Annotated in this window: 12 protein-coding genes; 11 read left to right on the forward strand and 1 reads right to left on the reverse strand. The window is 61.4% G+C overall.

Translation table 11 applies throughout. From position 1 onward, the window contains the following. Positions 1–6: 6 nt before the first annotated feature. The 11 genes from ACIQTW_RS12045 to ACIQTW_RS12095 all read left to right on the forward strand — a co-directional run bounded on the left by ACIQTW_RS12045 (position 7) and on the right by ACIQTW_RS12095 (position 13,989). The gene (locus ACIQTW_RS12045) at positions 7–942 is read left to right on the forward strand and encodes an ABC transporter permease (RefSeq protein ID WP_402937561.1); all 936 of its coding nucleotides are present in this window, start codon (positions 7–9) and stop codon (positions 940–942) included. Then, the gene (locus ACIQTW_RS12050; RefSeq protein WP_402937078.1) at positions 939–2,774 is read left to right on the forward strand and encodes a dipeptide/oligopeptide/nickel ABC transporter permease/ATP-binding protein; all 1,836 of its coding nucleotides are present in this window, start codon (positions 939–941) and stop codon (positions 2,772–2,774) included. The genes ACIQTW_RS12045 and ACIQTW_RS12050 overlap by 4 nt, the downstream gene beginning before the upstream one ends. Further along, the gene (locus ACIQTW_RS12055) at positions 2,771–3,655 is read left to right on the forward strand and encodes an ATP-binding cassette domain-containing protein (RefSeq protein ID WP_402937080.1); all 885 of its coding nucleotides are present in this window, start codon (positions 2,771–2,773) and stop codon (positions 3,653–3,655) included. Before ACIQTW_RS12050 ends, ACIQTW_RS12055 begins: the two co-directional genes overlap by 4 nt. A gap of 52 nt (positions 3,656–3,707) precedes the next feature. Then, complete coding sequence (locus tag ACIQTW_RS12060; RefSeq protein ID WP_402937082.1) at positions 3,708–5,261, forward strand: GMC oxidoreductase; 1,554 nt, start codon at positions 3,708–3,710, stop codon at positions 5,259–5,261. Positions 5,262–5,268: 7 nt separating this feature from the next. Beyond that, complete coding sequence (locus ACIQTW_RS12065; RefSeq protein WP_402937084.1) at positions 5,269–5,673, forward strand: DUF6379 domain-containing protein; 405 nt, start codon at positions 5,269–5,271, stop codon at positions 5,671–5,673. Beyond that, positions 5,670–6,563, forward strand: a complete 894-nt coding sequence (locus ACIQTW_RS12070; RefSeq protein ID WP_402937086.1) for a sugar phosphate isomerase/epimerase family protein — start codon at positions 5,670–5,672, stop codon at positions 6,561–6,563. Before ACIQTW_RS12065 ends, ACIQTW_RS12070 begins: the two co-directional genes overlap by 4 nt. 62 nt (positions 6,564–6,625) lie before the next feature. Beyond that, positions 6,626–8,104: an MFS transporter gene (locus tag ACIQTW_RS12075; protein ID WP_402937564.1), complete on the forward strand. Its 1,479-nt coding sequence runs from the start codon at positions 6,626–6,628 to the stop codon at positions 8,102–8,104. Between the two features lies 1 nt (position 8,105). Continuing rightward, complete coding sequence (locus ACIQTW_RS12080; protein WP_402937088.1) at positions 8,106–9,137, forward strand: Gfo/Idh/MocA family protein; 1,032 nt, start codon at positions 8,106–8,108, stop codon at positions 9,135–9,137. Further along, a complete protein-coding gene (locus tag ACIQTW_RS12085) occupies positions 9,127–11,316 on the forward strand; it encodes a glycoside hydrolase family 3 N-terminal domain-containing protein (protein ID WP_402937089.1) in 2,190 nt (729 codons plus the stop codon). Before ACIQTW_RS12080 ends, ACIQTW_RS12085 begins: the two co-directional genes overlap by 11 nt. 58 nt (positions 11,317–11,374) lie before the next feature. After that, the gene (locus ACIQTW_RS12090; RefSeq protein WP_402937091.1) at positions 11,375–13,012 is read left to right on the forward strand and encodes a DUF5597 domain-containing protein; all 1,638 of its coding nucleotides are present in this window, start codon (positions 11,375–11,377) and stop codon (positions 13,010–13,012) included. 26 nt (positions 13,013–13,038) lie between these two features. Continuing rightward, a complete protein-coding gene (locus ACIQTW_RS12095; protein WP_402937093.1) occupies positions 13,039–13,989 on the forward strand; it encodes an alpha/beta hydrolase in 951 nt (316 codons plus the stop codon). A gap of 87 nt (positions 13,990–14,076) precedes the next feature. On the opposite strand, the gene ACIQTW_RS12100 is transcribed toward ACIQTW_RS12095, so the two are convergent. Further along, complete coding sequence (locus ACIQTW_RS12100; RefSeq protein ID WP_402937095.1) at positions 14,077–15,237, reverse strand: fatty acid desaturase family protein; 1,161 nt, start codon at positions 15,235–15,237, stop codon at positions 14,077–14,079. Positions 15,238–15,246: the final 9 nt, after the last annotated feature.

The following is a 15,246-nucleotide window of genomic DNA, read 5'->3' on the forward strand; positions in this document are numbered from 1 at the left end:
GTGCTGATGTTTATCCTTCGCCGCCTGGCCTCAGGACTGGTGCTCATGTTCGTTATTTCCACTGCGACGTTTTTCCTCCTGAACCTCACAGGGCAAGACCCTGTCCGTCAGGTTTTGGGGCCGGTGGCTTCGGTGGAACAGGTGGAGGCCAAGCGCCAGCAGCTGGGCCTGGATGAACCGTTGATCACCCAATACTTCCAGTGGCTCGGATCAGCCGTCCGCGGAGACTTGGGTCGGTCCTGGTTCACTAACCAGCCAGTAGGAGAACTACTCTCCCAAACACTGCCTCCCACCCTGTCCATGGTGATCGGGTCACTGATCCTCGCTGCCTGTTTCGGAACTTTGATCGGGGTCACCGCCGCCTTGCGCCGGGGACGACTCGATCGCGGTCTGCAAGTGGCGTCCACCCTGGTGCAGGCAATTCCCGGCTTCCTGGTGGCACTGGTCCTGGCTTTGGTATTCGCTGTCCAACTCCGCATGCTCCCGGCTACCGGGTTCACTTCTTTCAGCGATTCTCCCGGCAAATGGCTCGCCTCCATCACGCTCCCCGTAGTTGCGCTGGCGTTGGGTTCTTTGGCTTCCATCGCCCTGCAGGTCCGGGGGTCAATGATCGATGTGATGCAGCAGGACTTTGTTCGAACACTGCGCAGCCGGGGCCTCCCCGAGCGCAGCGTTGTGGTGAAGCATGCCTTGCGCAGCGCCGCCGGGCCGAGCCTCACCACGGTATCCCTGATGTTCATTGTGGCCATCTCCAGTTCGGTGATCATTGAGAAAGTTTTCAATATCCCCGGTATTGGCACCCAGGCCAACAACTCAGCCGGCCGTGGCGACCTGCCCGTTGTGCTCGGGATTGTCCTGGTCACCGTGGTGCTCGTCGTCGTCGTCAATCTCCTCGTCGATCTGGCACAAGGCTGGATCAATCCGAAAGTTCGTGTCTCATGACCGATAACCTTGTCACCGGCACCCGCAAGTCCCTTGAAGTGGTTAGCTCCGCGCCACAAGGCGACAAACTGATCAAGAAGTTTCTTCGTGAACCCGCAGCAGTGATTTCCCTGGTGTTCCTCGCCTTGCTCGGGCTGGTGGCGGTCCTCGCACCGTTGATCTCCTCCTACGATCCCACCGCCACGCGCCTCGCCGATGTCCTTGCACCTCCATTCACCCCTGAGCACCCACTAGGCGCTGACGGTGTGGGCCGCGACGTGCTGGCAAACCTCGTTTACGGCGCCCAGACCAGCCTCTCAAGTGCCGCGATCGTCATCGCCGTGAGCCTGCTGATCGGAGTACCCACCGGGCTCCTGGCAGGTTACCGCCAAGGATGGATCGACGGTGTCAGCATGTGGATCAGTGGCGCGCTCCTCTCGCTGCCGGCAATCGTTGTGCTCCTTGTAGTGCTGGCCCGTGTAGGACGCAGCACCTCACTTGCACTGGTGGTCTTCGGCATATTGATCGCCCCCTCGGTGTTCCTGCTCATCCGCGGCTCGGTCCGGGCCGTGCGGGAAGAGTTGTACGTGGACGCAGCCAGGGTCTCCGGCTTGGGCGATATCCGCATCATGGTTCGCCACATCCTTCCCGTAGTCATCACGCCCACCATCATTCAGGCGGCATTGTTGGCAGGCGCCGGCATAGGAATCGAAGCAGGCATCGCCTTCCTCGGCCTTGGCTCCTCTGACAAAGCCAGTTGGGGCCTGATGCTCAACGACGCATCGCAGAACATCTTCAACGCTCCCTGGCTGCTCCTCTGGCCAAGCGTTGCCCTGGTGTTGACGGTCATGGCCTGCACCTTGGTAGGAAACGGCTTCCGCGACGCTTTGGCGAACTACGGATCTTCTGCAGGCCCCGCCAAAAGAGTAAAAGCAGCAAAGCAGGCCACTACAACTCCTGAACCTGTACGGCCAGTGAAGAAAGCGCCTGTGGATCCTGGCGACGCACTCCTGGTCATCGACGATCTCCGGGTTTCCTACCCCCGCCCCAACGGTGAGAAGTCCGACGTCGTCAAAGGCGTTTCCTTGAAGGTGAAGCGCGGCCAGATCCTTGGCCTGGTGGGAGAATCAGGCTCCGGTAAATCACAAACTGCCTTCTCGGTCCTGGGACTCTTGCCCGGTCAAGCCGAAATGACTGCGGGGACGTTGAGTTTCGCAGGAGCGGATCTGCTGGGGATGACTCCAAAGGAGCGCAATCGCCTGCGTGGCGCCCGGATCGGGTACATCCCCCAGGAGCCCATGAGCAACCTCGATCCCGCCTTCCGCATCGGGTCCCAACTCACCGAGCCAATGCAACACCATTTGGGAATCTCAGCGAAGGCTGCAAAAGATGAAGCCATCAAACTGCTAGCCCGCGTGGGCATTCCTGATCCGGAGCGGGTCTTCAAGTCCTACCCGCATCAAGTCTCAGGCGGCATGGCGCAGCGCGTGCTCATTGCCGGAGCCGTTTCCTGCAATCCGGAACTGCTCATTGCCGACGAGCCCACCACCGCCCTGGACGTTACTGTGCAGGCCGACGTGCTGGACCTGATTCGCAGCCTTCAGGCAGAACGCGGCATGGGAGTGGTCCTGGTGACCCATAACTTCGGCGTCGTAGCGGATCTGTGCGACCAAGTGGCCGTGATGCGCAACGGAGAAATTGTGGAGGTAGCTGAGGTGACTGAGCTGTTCACCAACCCGCGGGAAGAGTACACACGCCTCCTCTTGGACTCTGCCCTCGATTCAACCTCGAAACCGCAGGGTGAACACGCCGTCGTTTCTGAGAAGACCACCGAGACAGAAGGTGCACGATGACTTCCCTCAGCCAGACGCTGCCCGAAGCTGACCCCCTCCTGCGGATCACCGACCTGACGGTCGACTACAGGGTTGGCGGGTTCGGCAGAAAACGGACATTCCGGGCGTTGCAAGGCGTGAGCCTGGACATCAAACCCGGGGAAACCCTGGGACTCGTAGGCGAGTCCGGATCCGGTAAGTCAACCATCGGCCGTGCAGTGCTCGGGCTCGCGCCCGTGACCGGCGGCGACATCCATTTCGACGCCAGGTCAATCACCAAGCTCAACAAGAAGGAACGCCGGGCACTGAGCAGCGACATCCAGGTGGTTTTTCAAGATCCTTATACCTCCCTGAATCCGTCCATGACCATCAGCGACATTTTGTCCGAGCCGATGCAGGTTTCCGGAACGTCCAAGGTTGATGCTCAACGACGGGTCCGGGAACTCCTGGATGTTGTGAATCTGCCCGCCAACGCCAGCACCCGCTACCCGCGCGAGTTCTCCGGTGGCCAGAGGCAACGCATCGCAATCGCCCGTTCTTTGTGCCGGAATCCCAAGCTCATTGTGTGTGATGAGCCCGTCAGTGCATTGGACCTCTCTACCCAGGCACGGGTTCTTCAACTTTTCTCCGACATACAAGAACAGACCGGGGTTTCGCTCCTGTTTGTCACTCACGATCTTGATGTGGTGCGGCATATCAGCGAGCGCGTGGCGGTGATGCGACGGGGAGAAATTGTGGAAACCGGCATCACGGAGCAGGTTATTGCCAATCCGCACCATGCCTACACAAAGGCCCTCCTTCTGGCCTCCCCTATCGCCAACCCGGCTCGTCAGGCCGAGCGGCGCCGGGAACGACGACTTTTTCTTGACGCTCAACCCGCACTGTCCACAGCTGCCCGCTGAGCAAACCACCAGGGCGTGAAGCCCTCCCTTCTACAGATTCCCGGAGAACAGCATGACCACCACAGCAGTACCTTCAGCGCGCCCTTATCCGGCCGGCGTCGACGTCGCAATCATCGGCAGTGGCCCTGCCGGCGCCACTTACGCACGGATACTTTCGGAGCTCAGCCCCCAGGCGAGCATTGCCATCTTTGAGGCCGGACCCACCATCAGTGATCCGCCCGGATCCCACGTGAAGAACATCGCAAGTGTTCAGGATCGCGAAGGTGCCCAGCGCCGTTCCGAGGGAAAAGTGAGCGCCCTGCCAACTGGCGGGAACCTCGCAGAGTACGCACGCGACGTCGCCCGCCCGGTGCGGCCCGGCACCTTCCTGCTTGATGACGGTTGGCAGCAGCCCGGCGAGGCTGGACTGCCGGGTCTTGCATTCTCCAGCAATGTTGGCGGGATGGCGGCCCACTGGACCGGCGCCTGCCCGCGTCCTGGCGGAAGCGAACGTATTGCGTTCCTTCCCAACATGGACGAGCTTCTGAGCGAGGCCGAACGCCTCCTCTCGGTCAGCTCGGAGGCCCTGGCCGGCGCTCCCCTGGCCGACCTCGTCCGCTCGCGTCTGTCAGCGGCTCTCGACGACGGACGCGCACCTGACCGTCGTGTTCAGCCCATGCCGTTGGCGGTCCGCCGCACTGAGGACGGCCGCTTGATCTGGTCTGGAGCTGATGTGGTGTTCGGTGACGAGACGCGGAACAACCCCCGTGCCCGCCTGTTCGACGAAAGCGTGGTTGTGCGGGTACTGACCGACGGAGACGAGGTCAGCGGTGTGCGGGTGCGCGACGACAAGACCGGAGACGAGCACGAAATTGCGGCGAAGTACGTCGTAGTTGCCGCCGATGCCCTCCGCGGTCCGCAGCTGCTGTTCGCCTCCGGTATCCGCCCCGAAGCACTCGGCCGGTACCTGAACGACCAGCCTCAAATTGTCCATGCTGTCCGGTTGACCGGCGTCGTGGATGATGTTCCCGTTGCTTCATCAAGCGACACCACCATCACCGCCCAAAGCGGTGTCAGCTGGGTGCCCTTCACCGATGAGCAGCCTTTTCATGGGCAGGTCATGCAACTTGACGCGTCGCCGGTGCCCATCTCAGGGGATGTCATCCCCGGTTCGATCGTGGGCTTGGGATGGTTCTGCGCCAAGGACCTTCAAGCCTCGGACCGCGTTGTCTTCTCCGAAGACACCACGGACGCCTACGGGTTGCCGGCCATGAATATCCACTACACCTTCACCGAACGTGACGAGCAGACACTCTCTGCAGCACGCCAATCCGTGGTTGCCGCTGCCCGGTCCTTGGGCGAGCCATTGGGCGATGAACCGCTCACTTTCCCTGCCGGCGCCTCACTGCACTACCAAGGCACCCTGCGGATGGGGACATCCAATGACGGCACCGCTGTGTGCGACCCCACCGGACAAGTGTGGGGCGTCAGCGGGTTGTTCGTTGCCGGGAACGGTGTCATCCCCACCCCTACAGCCTGCAACCCCACGTTGACCGGGGTGGCCCTGGCCGTCGCCGGTGCACGCCACATCGCCGAATCAATCAACTACACGTCCACAGAGAAGTGAGGAAAACATGGTCCTCGAACGAGAACTGATCCAAAGCCGGGGCTTTCGCAACGTCCAGGAGGGAACCGATACTGTCGGCTTCGAGATAGCCCTGCGCATGCCCAACTACCGGGGCGTCTGGGGAAGCCTCATCGACGGCGTGGCTGTCACCGTTGATGGTCAGGAATGGAGCCGGGAAGTACCGCGCTGGACACTCCAGGGACGCACTTTCAGCATCCAGGAACTGCGCCAATCCACCGATGTCCGCTGGCAGCTCGATGAAGTGGCCACCGTCATGGTGCCGCTCCCAGGCGGCCTGGCCGTAGGTGTCCACGATGTTCGCGTTGATATTGCGCTGCACGCACCCTACATTCCGGCTGAATTCCAACCGTCAATTTTCACGTCCCAGCGAAAGGTCACGGTCCTCGCATGAGCAACCTCAAGTACGGCGTCTCCCTCTACAGCTACACCGGTGACATCAACACCGTCCTCATCCTCGAAGACGCCATGGCACAAATAGCTGACATCGGCGCCACCGGGATTGAGATCCTGGGTGAAGGTCACGTGCCCAACTATCCGGAACCGTCCACCGCGTGGATTGACCAATGGTTCGGGCTGCTCGAAAAATACCAGCTGGAGCCCACCAACTACGGGTCGTGGATCGACTCGAGCATGTGGCGTGACCGCGACCTCACCGCTGATGAGGGTGCTGTGATGCTGGCTCGCGATCTTCGGCTTGCCCATCGTCTTGGATTCACCTCAATCCGCCCCAAGATCGGTGTAGTGTCCATGGATCTGCGCCCCCACCCGATCTGGGAGGAAGTGATTGAGCGCAACCTCGATCTCGCGGCCGAGCTGGATCTCATCATTTGCCCGGAAATCCATGCGCCCACGCCCATCAAGCACCCGGTGGTGGACGAGTACATCGCGTTCATCGAGCGAACCGGCTCGAAGAACTTCCGCCTGCTGATCGACACCGGCATCTTCCAAAGGGCGATCACCACCGCCAAGCATGACGGCCTTAGCGAAGAAGCCCAGGAAGAAGGCTGGCGTAAACCCCTTGCCGTTCCCATGTCAGACCTGGTGGATGTTCTCCCCTACGTGTCGTTCATTCAGGCCAAATTCTTCGACATCAATGATGACCTGGTTGACGGCCAGATTCCGTGGCGCGAGATCCTTCAGGCCCTGAAGGAGAACGAATGGTCCGGTTACCTGTCCAGCGAATATGAAGGCGATCGGCTCCCTTACCGATCCATTGAGCAGGTCCGCCGGCAGCATGCGCTTCTGCACAGCCTGGAGGCCGAGATCGACGGGACGCCGTGACCGAAGTCCGCAACCGCAGCAGCAACACAGTCCGGATCTCTCCCACCCGGCTCCGGCTCCTCATGGCAGCGCTCCTGGCGGTGTCATTCCTTGGAGCCCTTGATCACACCATCGTTTCGACGTCCTTGGCCACTGTCGCCGGCGAACTCGGAGCTCTCCAGCACATGAGCTGGGTGGTAGTGGGCTACACGCTCGCCAGTACTGTCCTGCTCCCGGTACTCGGAGGGCTGGGCGATCGGGTCGGACCGCGGATGGTCTTCCTCATTGCGCTCATCGGCTTCGTTGCAGCTTCCTTCGTGTGTGGTCTCGCGCATGACATGACCCAACTCGTCGTCGCCCGGGTCCTCCAGGGCATGAGCGCCGCGGGTCTTCAGCTGATGTCGCAGACGATCGTTGCCGAGGTCACCACTCCAAGGCAGCGTCCTGCGTACCTCTCACTGATCGGCGCAGCTTTCCCGGTGGCAATTCTGATCGGGCCGCTCCTCGGCGGTCTGATCACGGACCACTGGGGGTGGCCCTGGGTGTTTTGGATCAACGTCCCGGTGGGGCTTGCCGCACTTCTCCTGGCAGTCATTGCCGTTCCGCACATCGAACCGGCGGGCAAAAAACGGTTCGACGTCGTTGGGGCAGTACTGCTCACCGCTGTCCTTGTGGCGGTGGTGCTGGCAGTTGCGTGGTTCAGCTCCGGGAACTCCGCAGCATGGATCGCCCTTGGAGCCGGCGCAGCAGCGCTAGGTGTGCTTGTCGTCGTCGAGCGTGGTCAACAGAACCCCATCATCCCGGTTCATTTGTTCCGCAACCGCACCTTCAGCGCAGGCGTGGGACTCTCAGCAGTCATGGGTGCCGGGCTTATCTCAGCCACGGCGTACCTGCCAACGTATTTCCAGATGGCCTATGGCGTCAGTGCCACCATCTCAGGGCTGGTACCCATCGCCACAGTGCTGGGTATGTTGGTGGGCAATCTGGTGACTGGCTGGCTTGCGTCGCGAACGGGCCGCTACCGCGTTTTTCCCATCATAGGAACGGTGATGGGAGCACTCGGGCTCGGAGCCATGTCCCTGCTCCCGGGGGGTGCGCCGCTGTGGGTGCCGGCGCTGATCATGGCGTTCGTGGGCCTTGGCACGGGAGCTTTCATGAGCCTCGCCATTGCGATCGTGCAAGGTGCTGCACCACGCAGTGAACTTGGCGCCGCAACCGCAACCGCGGGACTCAGCGGGCAGATCGGATCCACCGTAGGATCAGCCGTGGTCGGCGGCGTGGTGGGGTTCGGCGTCGCATCGCTCTTGCCAACCGGGCTCGATTCCCACACCCTGACACCTGCCTTGGTCCACGCCGCAGACCCCGCCTTGCAGGCTGAGATCGCAGCGATTTACCACGGCGTCTTTTCTCCCGTTTTCCTTGCCTTGGCCGGCGTCTACATCCTGGGTTTCATTGCAGCGTTGCTGCTGCCCGATGGACGGCTGTCCGATGATGCCGCGGTCTCTGCCGACACTGCCGCCCTGGACGACTCTGCAGACCTGGCTCTGCAAGGAAAGGATTGACGTGCCCGGCAACAACACTGTGAGATGGGGGCTCGCCGGCACCGGAACCATTGCCCGTGAATTTGCGCAGACCCTTGCTGAAGTCCCCTCTGCCTTCCTCGCTGCTGCAGCGTCCCGGACCGAGGCGGCCTCAGGGAAGTTCTGTTCCGAATTCGGCATCCCAACACAGCACCTGTCCTTTCAGGATCTTGCCCATGACCCCACTATTGACGCGGTGTACGTTTCCACCCCTGCAGGATCCCACCATGAGCTTGCCGCGCAATTCCTGGAGGCGGGAAAACACGTCCTGGTGGAAAAGCCCTTTACCGCCACCCACGCCGAGGCCCTGGACCTTGCCCGAACCGCCAAGCGGTCCGGAACAGTGCTGATGGAGGCCATGTGGTCCCGGTTCCTTCCCGCGTACGTCGAGCTAAAGCGGCTGGTGGACGATGGTGCAATTGGAGAAGTGCGGAAGGTTGAAGCGTCCTTCGGGTTCCCGATTCCGGAGGCCGGCCCGCGGGCGCGGCCGCAGTTGTACGATCCCGCGTTGGGCGGCGGAAGCCTGCTGGAGATGGGCGTTTACCCTGTCCAGCTCTCGCACTGGCTCCTGGGAGATGAACCGGCCGTCGCCGCGTTCGGCCGCAACAGCACCAGCGGGGTGGACCTGGACACCACGGCGCTTCTTTCCTTTCGCGGCGGTACAACCGGATGCATCAGCTCATCAATGTCCACAGTGCTTCCCAACAACGCGCGGATACTGGGAACCGAAGGCCTCATTGAACTGCCGGCCCCGCACCATTGCCCCAACGAGCTGACTGTTTCTCGCTACAACCCCGCGGGGCCGGGACTCCAGCAGCCCCACATCATTCGGGCACCCATTGTTGGCGGCGGACTCAGGTACGAAATTCTCGAGTTCCACGCGCTGCTCGAGTCCGGTAGCCTGCAGAGCTCCGTGATGCCCCTGGGCGACTCTCTGGCCATCATGCGCACACTGGACCTCATAAGGCACCAGGTCCACAAACCTTCCCAGGAGGATCCTCACCGTGAAAGTTAAAGTACAGCCGGAGCAGATCCTGGCTTCCATGACCTATGCGCAGAAACTGGCACAGCTTCAGATCGTTTGGAGGCCGGACCCTGCAGAAGCGGGAAACCTTGCCCGAAACGGTGCCGGGGCGTTGTTCTGGCCTGCCTCGGCGCAGGCCACCAACGCGCTTCAGCGGGTCGCCGTCGAGGAAAGCCCGCACGGCATCCCCCTCCTGATCGGCCTTGACGTGGTCCATGGCCAGTTCACCATCTTTCCCACTCCTCTGGCACAAGCTGCCAGCTTCGATCCCGAGGTGGCAAGGGCCGATGCCTCGCTCACTGCGAAGGAAGCCCGGTCCAATGGAGTGAACTGGACCTTTTCGCCCATGGTCGATGTGTCGCGGGACCCCCGATGGGGTCGCGTGGTGGAAGGGTTTGGCGAGGATCCCTACCTCAATGCCGTTTTCGGGGAGGCCAAGATCCGGGGCTACCAGGGTGATGATCTTTCCTCCAACGCATCCATTGCCGCCTGCGCAAAGCACTTTGTTGGCTACAGTGCCGCCGAAGGAGGCCGTGATTACAACACCACGGACATCTCGGTCCAGCGGCTCCACAACGTGTATCTGGAACCCTTCAGGGCCGCGGTCGCAGCAGGAGTTGCCAGTGTCATGGCGAGCTTCAACGCCGTCTCAGGCGTACCCATGCACGCCAACCGGGAGATGCTCACCGATGTCCTGAAGAACGAGTGGGGACATGACGGCATTGTGGTGGCAGACGCCGGCGGCGTGGGCGAGCTTGTGGACCATGGCATTGCCGCCGACGCTTCCGACGCCGGACGCCTGGCACTTTCAGCAGGTCTCGATGTTGAAATGGGCGGTTCATTGCTGAGCGACGGTGAGCCCATTATCCGCGAGGACCTGCTGGACTCCGCGCGCTTGGACGACGCCGTGCTCCGCGTGCTGCGGCTCAAGCAGGCTCTGGGCCTGTTCGACAACCCTTATGTGGACGAGCCAACGGCCGCAACCGGCCCCGATGAAGCCTCGCTCTCAGCGGCAAGGGATACCGCCGCGCGTTGCGCGGTCCTGCTGAAAAACGACGACGGCGTGTTGCCCTTGAGGCCCAGGGGACAACGCATTCTAGTGGTGGGTCCTTATGCCGAAAGCAGGGACCACCTCGGGGCCTGGGTACAGTATTTCGCCTCACCCACGTCCACCTCCATTGTGGAATCGCTGACCACAGCCCTGCCGGACTCTGTGGTGACCACGCTTCCCGGCGCTACCTTTTTTGACTCCGATCCGGGACTGCAGGCTGAGGCTGCCGCCGCCGCAGCGGAGGCAGATCTTGTGATTGTGGCGGTTGGAGAACCCAGTGACCTTTCCGGTGAGGCAAGCTCGCGGAGTTCATTGGACCTCCCCGGAGACCAGGAACAACTGATCAGGGCCATTGCCGGCTCAGGCACCCCCTTTGCCGTAGTCCTCATGACAGGCCGCCCGCTGGTTGTCAGCGAATGGATTGATCAATGTCCTGCCCTCCTGGTGGCATGGCATCTGGGCTCTGAAGCAGGAAAAGCAATTTCAGATCTCCTTACCGGTGCGGTCAACCCCGGCGGCAAGCTTCCCATGTCCTTCCCCCGCTCCGTGGGTCAAGTCCCCATCTACTACAACCACGAGTCAACGGGGAGGCCTGCCCGTACTGGAGGCTCTCTTGCTCACGAACGGCCCGATGTTGGGCTTACCGGCCCCAACAACACCGATGACTACTTCAAGTCGAAGTATCTGGACTTGGAGCTGGGGCCACAATTCGGTTTCGGATTTGGGCTCAGCTACACATCTTTTGAGTTGGAATCATCGCCGGACCAAGCACTTTCAGTCACCTTGGACGAGTTGAGCGCTGGATCCAGGATCTCTTTCACCACCATCGTTCGCAACACCGGAACAAAGGATGGCGACGAAGTGGTCCAGTTGTATATTTCTGACCTCTTGGCAAGTGTGACCCGGCCCGTCAGGCAGCTGCGGGGCTTCAAACGAGTATTCGTACCGGCTGGAGAAGAACGACGTGTGTCACTGACCATAGGCTTCGATGATCTGGGATTCTGGACCAACCATCCCCGTACCGGATACATCGTGGAGTCAGGCGAGTTCCGGGTGGGGATCGGCAACGGCCTGACCTCCCGGGAATTCAACCTGACAGTCGCTCCCCGTTCCGCTTGAACCCAGTAGCCCCGCCCACCAACTTATTTCGCCCACCAAGGATTAAGGATTGATCACCATGGCACACCAGAACCTCCCGCGACTCGAGCGGACAGGCGGCCACGTCCGGCTCATTGTTGAGGAGAAGCCGTTTCTCTGCATCGGGGGTGAACTGCATAATTCGAGTGCGTCGCACCGGAGCTACATGTCGCCTATTTGGGACAAATTGGCAAAGTCCGGGGTCAACACTGTCATCGCTCCTGTGTCCTGGGAACAAACAGAGCCGGTGGAGGGAGAGTTCGACTTCTCGATCGTGGACGGGTTGGTAGAGGACGCTCGGACCGCCGGCGTCCGTCTGGTCATGATTTGGTTCGGGGCGTTCAAGAACGCTTTCTCCACGTATGCCCCCGGCTGGGTTCGCTCTGACCGTGAACGTTTCCCGCGCGCGGACAGAGGCGTCAAGCCGTTGAAGACCCCCTTCTCGTATCCGGGATCCATGCCGCGGCCCAGCTTGTCCGTCTTCTCTGAAAATCTCTTTGAAGCGGACCGAACTGCCTACACTGCCCTGTTGACGCATGTGGCTCTGATCGATCCGGACCACACAGTCATCATGGTTCAGGTTGAAAACGAAGTGGGGCTGTTGGGGGCAGGAAGAGACCACTGCGCGCTCGCAGAGGACGCATGGAATGCACCGCTCCCCGAGCAGCTTCTTGCTGCGGTTTCCCAAGAACCGGATTCCTTTGACCAGGAGTTTGTGCGGGCCCTTGGCGCGCGTCCGGACGGCAGCAAGAGCTGGGCGGACCACTTCGGCGATGACAACCCCGTTGCTGAAGAGACGTTTATGGCCTGGGGATTTGCATCCTTTGTGGGAGGTTTGGCGGCAGCCGGGAAGGAGGTTCTGCCGCTCCCCACGTACGCCAACGCGTGGATCGGCCCGCAACGCGGCCAGGACCTGCCCGGCCAGTACCCAAGCGGCGGACCGACGGCCGGCATGGTGCCTGTGTGGCGTGCCGCGGCGCCGGCCATCGACTTCCTGGCACCGGACATTTACGTTCCCAACGCGGAGGAAGTTATGCGGCAATACTCCTCCGCTTCCAATCCCCTATTCGTCCCCGAAGCGCGATTCCGGGCCGGAGATGCGTTCTTGGCCATAGGCGGTTTTGGTGGCCTGGGCTACAACGTCTTCGGTGTGGAAGAAGGCAGGGAAGGCAATCAGTTCAGCGCTGCCTGCTCCATCATCACTTCCCTGACTCCAGAGATCGTGGATGCCCAGCGCGACGGCCGTATTTTCGGTTTCGCCCTCGACCCGCAAGAGGAATGCATCAGCACGGAACTGGCGGGTACAGCAATTACGGTTCGAAATTCCAGGAAGCTCCTCGAAGGAATGCTCCTGGACGCAGGCGTTCGGGTTCCTCCCGCGCCTGAACTCCTGGAAGAAACCGTTGCTGCCACCCATGGCCCCACCCCCGGAGACTCCCGTCCCTTCGGGATGGTCCTGGCCATCAGTCCCTCCGAGTTCATTGTGGTAGGCCAAGGAGCTCAAGTGGACTTCCACAAGCCCGGTTGTGAAATTGAGCTTGATGCAGTGAGGGAGTTGGTAGTCACAGACGCCGGGTTAACGGAAGGACGATTCCTCAACGGGGATGAGCGCCTCGAGATCCTCTCGGACAAGCACATCAGCGCGGTGAGGGTTAGCCTCCTCGTCAGCGCCGGCTGAAAGCTGCAAACCCCGAAAGGAACCCCATGCCGTTTCACCCCGGCATCGCCACCCGGCTCCCCTTGCTGGAAGGCATTCCTTCCTTGGAAGCGGGCCTTAGTGAGCCACAGATGGAGGCATTTGATGCCTACCCGGACGCGCCTCCCCCTCCGTCTGCCACCACCCGAATAGTCTCTGTGCCCGGCCCGCACGGTCCGGTACCACTGCGCATTTACACCCCTGTGGAACCGAGCCAGGAAGCTGATTCCGCACACGCCTTGGTGTGGATGCATGGCGGCGCCTTCCAATTCGGGGACCTGGACACCAAAGAGGCTGACTGGACTGCCCGACAGTTAGCGCAGCGGGCATCGGCAACAATCGTGAGCGTGGACTACCGGCTGGCCGTTAACGGTGTGCACTACCCGGTACCTCTTGACGACGTCGTTGCCGCTATCCGATGGGTGCAGGCGAACATGACGGAGTTGGGCCTTACCTCGCTTTCCGTGGGTGGCGCCAGCGCTGGTGCAAATTTGGCTGCCGCCGCCGCATTGCGGCTCCGCGACGAGGACATGTGGGTGCCGGAGCATCTTGTGCTGGTGTACCCGATGATGCACGCCGAGCTCCCTGCTCCTTCGGAGTCGCTGCGGCTCGCGTTGGCGGAATTACCCAATGTCTTGAGGCTGACGCCTCGGATGATCCACTTGGCAACAGAGAATTACGTGGGAACGTCAAGCGAAGATTCCATTCCGGGATACGCAATGCCCGCCACTGCAGACTTGGATGGCCTCGGACCAACACTGGTGCTGAATGCCGAATACGACGAGTTGCGTGCGTCAGGCGAAGCCTTCAGTGCCTTGCTCGCAGCCCGCGGCGTGGACGTGGAGCAGGTCAAGATTCGGGGCATGCTTCATGGCTTCCTGAACCTGCCCCCAACATTTGCTCCTGTCGACGACGCACTGGAACGAATCGCAGCGAGGCTACGACCAAAGAGTTCCTGAGGGGCTTGCTTTCCGCCTGTACCACTTCCCTGGAGCTGGCACCCTCCGCTGTGACTCCCTGCCAAGTCCACTGTAGCCGCGGAGGCTCTACCGCCTTGGGGGCAGAGCAAGCTTGAAGACTTTAGCCCACGCGGAGCCGACCTGCTTCGGCAACGGTCCGGTGGTGTACTTCAGGCCGTAACGTTCGCAGATATCGCGGACCTTGGGTGCGATCTCGGCGTAGCGGTTGGAAGGAAGGTCGGGGAAGAGGTGGTGCTCGATCTGGTGCGACAGGTTCCCTGTCATGAGGTGCATGAACCGTGGGCCTGAGATATTGGCGGAGCCGATCATCTGACGGACGTACCAGTCGCCGCGGGTTTCGCCCTCCACCATTTCCTCGGTGAACGTATCCGTTCCTTCGGGGAAGTGGCCGCAAAAGATGACCGCATGGGCCCAGACGTTGCGTATGGCATTGGCAGCGAGCGTGCCGTAGAGGGCCTGCTTTCCTGAACCCGACAGCATGGCCAGGGCTGGAGTGGCTGCATAGTCCTTGGCGAACTGTTTGAGTGCCTTCCGCCCCAGCGCTTTGAGGTCCTTGTTCATAGCCTCCTTGGATTTCAGGCCTTCCTTGTACTCGGGGATCTCCAGGTCGTAGATGGCGATGCCCCATTCGAAAACGGGCGCAAGCAAGGCGTTGTAGATCGGATTGCCCAGGTTGAAGGGTTTCCACTCCTGATCGGGGTCCATGCGCAAAAGGTTGTAACCGACGTCACGGTCCTTGCCAACAACGTTGGTCCAGCGGTGGTGAAGGTCGTTGTGCGTATGCTGCCACGACCGCGACGGGGTAACGAAGTCCCACTCCCATGTGGTGGAGTGGATGTCCGGGTCACGCATCCAGTCCCACTGGCCGTGGAGGATGTTGTGGCCAAGTTCCATGTTCTCCAGGATTTTGGCCACGCTGAGGAGTGTTGTGCCGGTGAACCAGGCGGCCTTGTTCCTGCCTACAAGTAGCGCCGCACGACCGGAGATTTCCAACCCTCGCTGGATCTTGATCATGCGCCTGATGTAGGCGGCGTCGCTGGAGCCCCGCTTGGCAAGGATCTCGTCACGGAGCGCATCGAGCTCACGGCCCAGTTGGGCCACTTGCTCGTCGCTCAGGTGCGCGGCCGCCGGAGGCCGCACCGTAGGCCTGCCACCATCGGCAAGCGCACCAGGACGTGTCTTAAGTCCGACGGCGGCGGCGGAGCTTTGGGCTGAAACTACTGACATGCGGTTGTA

Source organism: Paenarthrobacter sp. NPDC090517, assembly GCF_044769165.1.
Lineage (GTDB): Bacteria > Actinomycetota > Actinomycetes > Actinomycetales > Micrococcaceae > Arthrobacter.

What these genes read in the sequence shown, in the direction of transcription:
- ACIQTW_RS12055 (WP_402937080.1), top strand. Translation starts at nt 2,771, where the DNA reads ATGACTTCCCTCAGCCAGACGCTGCCCGAAGCTGACCCCCTCCTGCGG.
- ACIQTW_RS12050 (WP_402937078.1), top strand. Translation starts at nt 939, where the DNA reads ATGACCGATAACCTTGTCACCGGCACCCGCAAGTCCCTTGAAGTGGTT.
- ACIQTW_RS12065 (WP_402937084.1), top strand. Translation starts at nt 5,269, where the DNA reads ATGGTCCTCGAACGAGAACTGATCCAAAGCCGGGGCTTTCGCAACGTC.
- ACIQTW_RS12095 (WP_402937093.1), top strand. Translation starts at nt 13,039, where the DNA reads ATGCCGTTTCACCCCGGCATCGCCACCCGGCTCCCCTTGCTGGAAGGC.
- ACIQTW_RS12100 (WP_402937095.1), bottom strand. Translation starts at nt 15,237, where the DNA reads ATGTCAGTAGTTTCAGCCCAAAGCTCCGCCGCCGCCGTCGGACTTAAG.
- ACIQTW_RS12045 (WP_402937561.1), top strand. Translation starts at nt 7, where the DNA reads ATGTTTATCCTTCGCCGCCTGGCCTCAGGACTGGTGCTCATGTTCGTT.
- ACIQTW_RS12060 (WP_402937082.1), top strand. Translation starts at nt 3,708, where the DNA reads ATGACCACCACAGCAGTACCTTCAGCGCGCCCTTATCCGGCCGGCGTC.
- ACIQTW_RS12075 (WP_402937564.1), top strand. Translation starts at nt 6,626, where the DNA reads ATGGCAGCGCTCCTGGCGGTGTCATTCCTTGGAGCCCTTGATCACACC.
- ACIQTW_RS12070 (WP_402937086.1), top strand. Translation starts at nt 5,670, where the DNA reads ATGAGCAACCTCAAGTACGGCGTCTCCCTCTACAGCTACACCGGTGAC.
- ACIQTW_RS12090 (WP_402937091.1), top strand. Translation starts at nt 11,375, where the DNA reads ATGGCACACCAGAACCTCCCGCGACTCGAGCGGACAGGCGGCCACGTC.